The 6532-nt window shown below is 67.8% G+C and carries 8 protein-coding genes and 1 tRNA gene; 1 reads left to right on the top strand and 8 read right to left on the bottom strand.

The features are described 5' to 3' along the window. Positions 1–358 precede the first annotated feature (358 nt). A tRNA-Tyr gene (locus AB0J58_RS01075) sits at positions 359–440 on the top strand. A 237-nt stretch (positions 441–677) separates the two neighbouring features. Here the strand turns inward: AB0J58_RS01075 and AB0J58_RS01080 are convergent. The 8 genes from AB0J58_RS01080 to AB0J58_RS01115 form a co-directional block, all read right to left on the bottom strand. Beyond that, positions 678–2042, bottom strand: coding sequence for a tyrosine-type recombinase/integrase (locus tag AB0J58_RS01080; protein WP_364208512.1), 1365 nt, complete (start codon positions 2040–2042; stop codon positions 678–680). After that, positions 2039–2209, bottom strand: a complete 171-nt coding sequence (locus AB0J58_RS01085; RefSeq protein ID WP_364208546.1) for a helix-turn-helix domain-containing protein — start codon at positions 2207–2209, stop codon at positions 2039–2041. The genes AB0J58_RS01080 and AB0J58_RS01085 overlap by 4 nt, the downstream gene beginning before the upstream one ends. A gap of 23 nt (positions 2210–2232) precedes the next feature. Next, positions 2233–3894 carry a replication initiator gene (locus tag AB0J58_RS01090; protein ID WP_364208515.1) on the bottom strand — a complete coding sequence of 554 codons (1662 nt, stop codon included), beginning with the start codon at positions 3892–3894 and terminating at the stop codon, positions 2233–2235. Continuing rightward, positions 3891–4040 (bottom strand): hypothetical protein, encoded by a 150-nt coding sequence (locus AB0J58_RS01095; protein ID WP_364208518.1) that lies wholly within the window; start codon positions 4038–4040, stop codon positions 3891–3893. The genes AB0J58_RS01090 and AB0J58_RS01095 overlap by 4 nt, the downstream gene beginning before the upstream one ends. Beyond that, entirely contained in the window at positions 4033–4233 is a 201-nt protein-coding gene (locus tag AB0J58_RS01100; RefSeq protein WP_364208521.1) for a hypothetical protein, read from the bottom strand. The genes AB0J58_RS01095 and AB0J58_RS01100 overlap by 8 nt, the downstream gene beginning before the upstream one ends. Further along, entirely contained in the window at positions 4230–5642 is a 1413-nt protein-coding gene (locus AB0J58_RS01105; RefSeq protein WP_364208524.1) for an FtsK/SpoIIIE domain-containing protein, read from the bottom strand. The genes AB0J58_RS01100 and AB0J58_RS01105 overlap by 4 nt, the downstream gene beginning before the upstream one ends. An 87-nt stretch (positions 5643–5729) precedes the next feature. Beyond that, positions 5730–6047: a hypothetical protein gene (locus AB0J58_RS01110; protein ID WP_364208527.1), complete on the bottom strand. Its 318-nt coding sequence runs from the start codon at positions 6045–6047 to the stop codon at positions 5730–5732. After that, positions 6044–6532, bottom strand: a 489-nt coding sequence (locus AB0J58_RS01115; RefSeq protein ID WP_364208530.1) for a hypothetical protein, incomplete at its 5' end; no start/stop codon positions are given. The genes AB0J58_RS01115 and AB0J58_RS01110, both read right to left, overlap by 4 nt.

The raw sequence follows: 6532 nt of genomic DNA on the forward strand, positions 1-6532 counted from the left end.
ACGTAACGGATCAGCCTAGCCAGCATCTCCTGTCAATGCTGGGGCGGCGGTGTGTCCCGCCTCGCCCTCAGCGTGTCGTCCGATCCCGTCATCTCGCTCCGTCGTCCCACCCCACGGCCGGCTCTCTCTCAGGTCACCCCCGGCCCACCCGCTCGGTGCCCGCAGCCGAACCCCCCAGCACGCCCGTATCGCAGTGTCCCTCCAGTCTCTCCCGCCCCGCTCAAGGCCGCCGCGAGCGACAACACCCGCCCCAAAAGTCCCAGTGCGCCCGTCTATCGGGGGGGGGGCCTCCGCAGATGTCACGTCACCCCTGGAAGTCCGCTATTCTTTTCCTGTCGCCGCGGTACGCGGAGGACGCGGCAGGTTGCCCGAGTGGTCAAAGGGAGCGGTCTGTAAAACCGTCGGCTCAGCCTACGCAGGTTCAAGTCCTGCACCTGCCACACTGGATCTTCCCAGCTCAGAGCCCCGCGAGGGGCTCTTTTGCTTTTCCGGGACATGCAGCCGCAGGCGGCCAGAAGCAGCCGCATGTCACCACTCCACCAATATGCGTGCAATGATCTTGAAGGCGTTTTCCCAGGTCGTTCCGGGCTTTCCGAGCGGTTCACGAGCGGAAGGCGACCCGGGAACGCCAAAGGGTCCCGGATGGCTTCCGGGACCCTCTTCGTACGGTGAACACCTCAGCCGACCAGCGCGTCACCGATCCGCTTGTTCGCCAGATCCTTCTGACCGTCGAGGCACTTGGCGTAGACCCGCAGCAGGACGTCCACGCTGTGCCCGGCCCGCTCCGCCACGTCAGGAGCCGGGACACCCGCGTTGAGCCAGAGAGAGACCGCCGCGTGCCTTAGGTCGTAGGGCCTACGGGCCAGGGGAGAGGCCACCTGGGCGGGTGTGAAGGCCAGCCTCCGAGCTTCCTGCCACACCTCGGTATAGGCCGTCGAGGCGATCACGCCGCCCCGCTCGCTGCGGAAGATGCGCCCGTCCGCACCGGTCCCGTACTCCTTGATGTGCTCTCGAAGGATCACGACCAGCTCCGGCGGAATCGGTACCGGACGCACGTCGGCATGGCCCCGGTGCTTGAGTCCCCGTTCCTCGTGGGCATCCCCGCTGTCCGTCCAGTGCGTGTTGACCTCTGGCCGGGAGACGTCGACCGTCAGCCGTCCCCAGCCCTTGAGCGGAAGGTGGCAGTCCTGGAGTCGCAGGCCAACCGCCTCACCCGGGCGCAACGCCGCGTAGTACATACAGGCGAACAGCGCCATGAGCCGCCGGCCACGGCCGCGCCCGCCCACGTAGGTCACCATCGTGAGCAGCTCTTGAGCCTGCCGGGGATTGACCGCCACACGGGGATCAATGGTCTCGGTGACCTTGGGCGGCTTCCACGTGACCTTGTGCAGCGGGTTGGCGTCCAGCTCTTCCAACTCCACCGCGTACTCCAGCACGGCATGGAAGACGGCCCGCTTACGGGCGATCGTGTTCGGAGCCGCTGCCTTACCGTCGAGACAGAGGGCGAGCGCGTCGAGTGCCAGCCGTACCGTCTTGGCGTCGTTCAGGGCGGTCAGGTCGAGTGACGCGGACTGAAGCCAGCGGGCCGCCTGTGCCATATCCGGGGAAATCTCTGCCCTCTTGCTCTCCGGGAGGAGGAGGTGCTTCCGGAGAGTCGCCCGCATGATCTCTGCATCGGGACGGCCGGGACGGTCCTTGGTTAGCGAGGGGAGGACCGTGGCGAGTGCGTCTGACATGCTGTCCCGGCTCTTCGCCGCCGCGTGGGGCCACTTCATCTCGATGAAGGCCGCGACGAACTCAAGGATGGTCCGGGCATCCTTAGCCTTGATCATCGACAGAGGGAGGCCGCTCTCGATGTCGAACGCCTCACCCCGCTTGGCCGCCTGCCGCAGGTCCGACAGGAAGCTCTCGGCGAGTGCCTTGGTGCGATATGTCTTCGAGGAGCGCTTCCGGGCGACTGACCAGCGCACCACGTGCGACGGTGTCTTGCTGGACTTGTTCCGGCTGATCTCGAAGAACTTGACGTCGTACGAGGTGTTCACGCCGCCTCCCGGAGGCTCTCAAGCCACGCCTCGAACTCACTGCGGTAGAGGCGGATCTCGTCATTGGGGAGCCGCAGGCCGCGGGGGAACTTGCCGATCTCGCGCCAGCGGTAAAGGGTCCGGACAGAGACCCCGCCGAGCTTGTCGAGGATCTCCGGAACGGTCATGAGCTCGTCGTCGTCCTTCTTCCTCACGCCGCCTCCCTCGTTGCCGAAAGATCTCGTCCGGTTGCTTCCGCTTGCAGGGTCAGCAGGTTCGCTCGCCAGCGCTGGCGTTCGGCGACCATGCGCAGCAGCCGCAGGGCCAGGGAGGGGATGTCGCCGTCGCCGGCCGGGACGGGTTTCCAGACGTAGCGGTGAGGGTCGGTGACCTCGTCGGCCAGGCCGAGCGCTTCCATGACCCAGGTACGGCGGTCGCGTTTGTGTTCGGACAGGGTCTTGTTGGACCACTTGCGCGAGACCAGGACGCGGCGGCCCGCGTAGCCGAGGTGTTCGGGCTTGTGCGCCTTGCCCTTGCATCGGCCCGGGGTCATGCCCTGCTTGGCGCCTTTGGGCTGTACGCCGTAGCGCAGCCAGTTCGGGCAGGCCAGGGAGCAGGGTTCGTAACGCAGTGCTTCGACCATGCGCGCGGCATGCACTCGCTGGGCAGGGTTGTCGGTGTCGAGGGTGTCACCGAGGCTCTTGGTCAGGTACTTCGACAGGTAGCGGATGCACTGGTCGGCATCGGAGGTGCCGGACAGGACGCCCTGAACATCGACCTGCGAGCCGAAGCGGACCACGTGCAGCGGCTCGGCCTCCTCGTCGGTGTCGAGCCGGTCGAGCGCCTCATGCCAGGTCGGGAGGAGTTCCCCGGTGGCCGGGTCGAGGTAGTCACCATCCTGCCCGTCCGGGTAGGGGGTGCCGTCTTCCCGTGGGGAACGCTCAGCCCACACCGGAAGGTGATCGCCGTCGAACTTGACCTCATCGACGGACGGCCACCACACCTGGTGATAGGTGGCCGCCGCGATCTGCTTGATCTCAGCGCGTGGCATGGTGCCGCGGATTGCCATGTGCAGGTGAGGAGCGAGCCGCCTCTGTGGTTCGACGGAGGAGAAGTACTGCACGTCATAGCCCGCGACCCGGCGCAGGTTCTGCACGAAGCGGTCGACGAGCTTGGAGAAGTGCAGCGCGTCCCGAGCTGCCCGCGTGTAGTCGTAGGTGTCCGGATCGACGGGCACGCCTTGTCCCGCCCGGATCTTGCCGTACGAGGGAAGCGTGAGCGTGACGAACAGCGACGGCCGGTAGACGGCCCCGTCCGAGCCGGTGAAGGTCCGCCCGAGCGTGGTGTTCTGCCGGACCCGCTTGGGCAGGTCAGGGGCATCCTGGCGTCGCCGGGTCGAGCGGTTGCGCTTACCGGCGGCACGGCCGAGCAGGGTGCCCCGCATCCCGGCCTCGTTGATCTCGGCATCGAGCCCGGTGAGGATCGCGTCCAGGTCGCGGGTGTCGTCGCCGGCCTTCTCCGCAGCGTCGCGCTGAGCTTGGATGTCGGCGCGGAACTCCACCAGCCAGCGCTGTTCCTCATTCGGCTCATCCGGAGTGGTCGAAGGTTCGGCCTCCAGGTGCCAGCCTTCCCGGCACTGGGCCATCCGCAGGTAGCGGTTACGCCGAGCGCAGGAGGGACACTTGGCGTCCATGGTGGCCCCGCAGGGCACGTTGACATCCTCGGTGAGCCCGGTGTGGGTGTCCAGTCGCCGCAGGACCACGGGCCGGATACACACGCCGTTGTTCTTGGCGATCTCCACCGCGACATCCAGCGCGAGCGGCATTCTCTGACGCTCAGCCCGCGACAGGCCGCGATCATTGGGATTGCTCACACGTCCTCCCCATCGGGGTCGAGGAGTGCGCCCTGTCCGCACTCGCGGCACTCGACCAGGCCGCGCAGCAGATCCAGCCACAGCGTGTTGACCGCGCCGCAGGCCGCACAGCGCAGACCGTCGAGGATGTGGGCCAGCTCAGTCACGCTCGCCCCTCTCCACTTCGGACAGGTCGGCCGACAGCCGGAACGTGGTCTGGTAGGGGTCGGTGGTGACGTGGATGTTGAGCAGTTCGAAGGCCAGAACGGGCTGAGCGTGGCGAGTTCCCAGGACGGCCAGGATGGGCCGCTCGCACAGGCGGGTGATCTCCTCGTCGGTGCCGTAGAAGCAGACCCTCACGCGGCCACCCCCAGCGCCATCGCGCGGATGTCACTGTCGGAGACGTACGCGGCGCGGACCCGGATCGGATCGGGTGAGGTCTCCAGCCGGACATAGCCAACACCGGCCCCCTGCTCGGGGATCGGCGAGATGTGATCGGCCAGTGCCCCGCGGTCCCGTGCGCCGTCGCCGAGCACCATGTCCACCTGCTCGGACTCATCCAGGCGGAGCGCGATCTTGTCGGGGAAGAGGTTGCGGATGTTCATGACCTCTTTGCGCGGGTCCTGGAGAGCGGCCATGACGCCGAAGCCGACCGCGCGGCCCTGCGTGGTGAGGGTGGCCAGGGCAGCGGAGATGCGGAGCTTCAGCCCCTTGTCGGATTGGTAGGCGGTCAGGAACGCCACCTCGTCGACCACGACCAGGACGAACGGGTCATCGACGGTGGGTGTGTGCGAGCGCTGAAGTCCGGCGTAGCGATCGGCCCGCTCCTGCATGATCTGCACGGCTGCTTCGAGGAGATCGGCGCAGTCGGCCGGACTCGCGGCGTAGCGGTCCCCGAACAGGTCACGCCCGTAGGACAGTTCCATCCGTTTGGGATCCAGCGCCCACACCTGGGCCAGGCCCGCGCGAGTGGCGGGGAGTAGACCGCGGATCGTTGACCAGATGACCGAGCCCTTGCCCGCCCCGGTGGCCCCGGCGACCAGGACATGAGTGCCGTGCACTTTCAACAGCCAGGGCTTGCCGTCCTCGCACGTGCCGACCTCCACCGGCCCCACCGACACCTCAGCCGGAACCGGTACGGCCGCAAGCGGTGTGGCAAGGGGATCGCGCCGGGGGAAGACGAGCAGTAGCCGGCCCGAGCGCGCGATGGAGACCCGGCAGGATTGAGCGCCGAACCCGTGGGCGAGGTGGTCGGTGCGGTCGGCCCAGTCCTTGACTGATTGCCCGGTGAGCATCCGCACGGTGACCAGGTCGGCCCACGAGGTGCAGGTGACGCGGACGATGCGGGGCAGGTAGTCCCGGCCACGTAAGTGACGGCCGAGCCCGGAGATGATCATTACCGGTTGCCAGTGCCGCCGGTAGATCCACACCAGCCGCCACCAGGCCAGCAGCCGCCAGCCCACCAGGCGCAGGAACGAGGGGCGAGCGAGGAGGCACCAGGCGGTGAGGCCGATCGGAACCAGGACGACGAGGCCGAGGCCCCAGCGCCAGCCGTAGAAGTAGGTGAGCGTGCCGGGGGTGAGCGCGACGGCCGAGGCGATCGGGTGACGCCACAGCAGCCGCACGAGACCGGCCAGCAGCCGCCACGTGAAGATCAGAATCGTGAGGATCGCCGGGGTACGGACGACGGCCGGGCGGAAGACGACGGCGGTATCGGGGGTGGTGGAGACGAGATGCTGTGCCTCGTCGCCGGGCAGTTTCTTGAACATTAGGCTGGGGGCCTTCCTTGAATTCGCGTGAGAGGGAGAACCGAGGGGCCGCCGGAAGTTGGCGCTTCTGGCGGCCCCGCTTACGTGTCAGGCCGCCTTGTCCTGCTCGGCCTGGTCGGGGTTGGTGGACTGTTCGGTGTGCAGGCGCTCGCAGTCGGCGAGGTAGCGCGTGGTGGCGTCGGCGAGCTGCCGGGCGAGGGTCACGTCCCGTTCGGTGACCGGTCCGCCGCCGGTAGTGGAGATCACCACCTGTGCCTGTGCGGTGGACAGGTTCAGGAACGGCCGCCCGCTCTTGGCACCCAGCGCCATGACCGACAGGTCCGGGGTACGGAACGAGATGTCGAGCCGGGTACCGTCCGCATCGAGTGAGATCGAGGCGCGGGTGTAGGGCTGGTGCTCACTCACGCGGCCACGTCCTTACCGGCCGTCTCCTTGGCCGAGGCCGGAGCGCTCTGCCGAGTGGGAGCCGCAGCCGAGCGGGGAGCGCGCATCGCGGTTGCCCGGATCGACCAGGCCAGGCGGCCGGTGTTCTGGCCGACGTAGGCGGTGGCGGTCATGCCGTCGAACTCGACCGGCACGAACGGCAGGCCCGGCAGCGCGGCCGGGACGACGGGCTGAGTCGGGGACAGGATCTTGACCGCCACCGTCTTCTGTCCGGCCTTGACGGTGGGATCGGCGTCCATGACGGCGACCTGCCAGACGAGTTCGCCGGTGTTCTTGTCCTTGGCGTAGACGGTGCGGCCCTTGGACGAGGCGTCGAAGTCCTTGACCTGCTCGACCTCGCCGACGATGTAACAGCCGTGCGGGAAGACCTGCGTGAAGCTGATCGGGATGGGGCCTTGGATGGCCATGTCGATGGTCCTTTCAATCGGGACGGCCCGACGTTCGGT

Source organism: Streptosporangium sp. NPDC049644 (assembly GCF_040675205.1).
Classification (GTDB): domain Bacteria; phylum Actinomycetota; class Actinomycetes; order Streptosporangiales; family Streptosporangiaceae; genus Streptosporangium; species Streptosporangium fukuiense.

Excerpts from the sequence above, each read along its gene's own strand:
- AB0J58_RS01085 (WP_364208546.1), bottom strand. The coding sequence starts at position 2,209 with ATGACCGTTCCGGAGATCCTCGACAAGCTCGGCGGGGTCTCTGTCCGG.
- AB0J58_RS01105 (WP_364208524.1), bottom strand. The coding sequence starts at position 5,642 with ATGTTCAAGAAACTGCCCGGCGACGAGGCACAGCATCTCGTCTCCACC.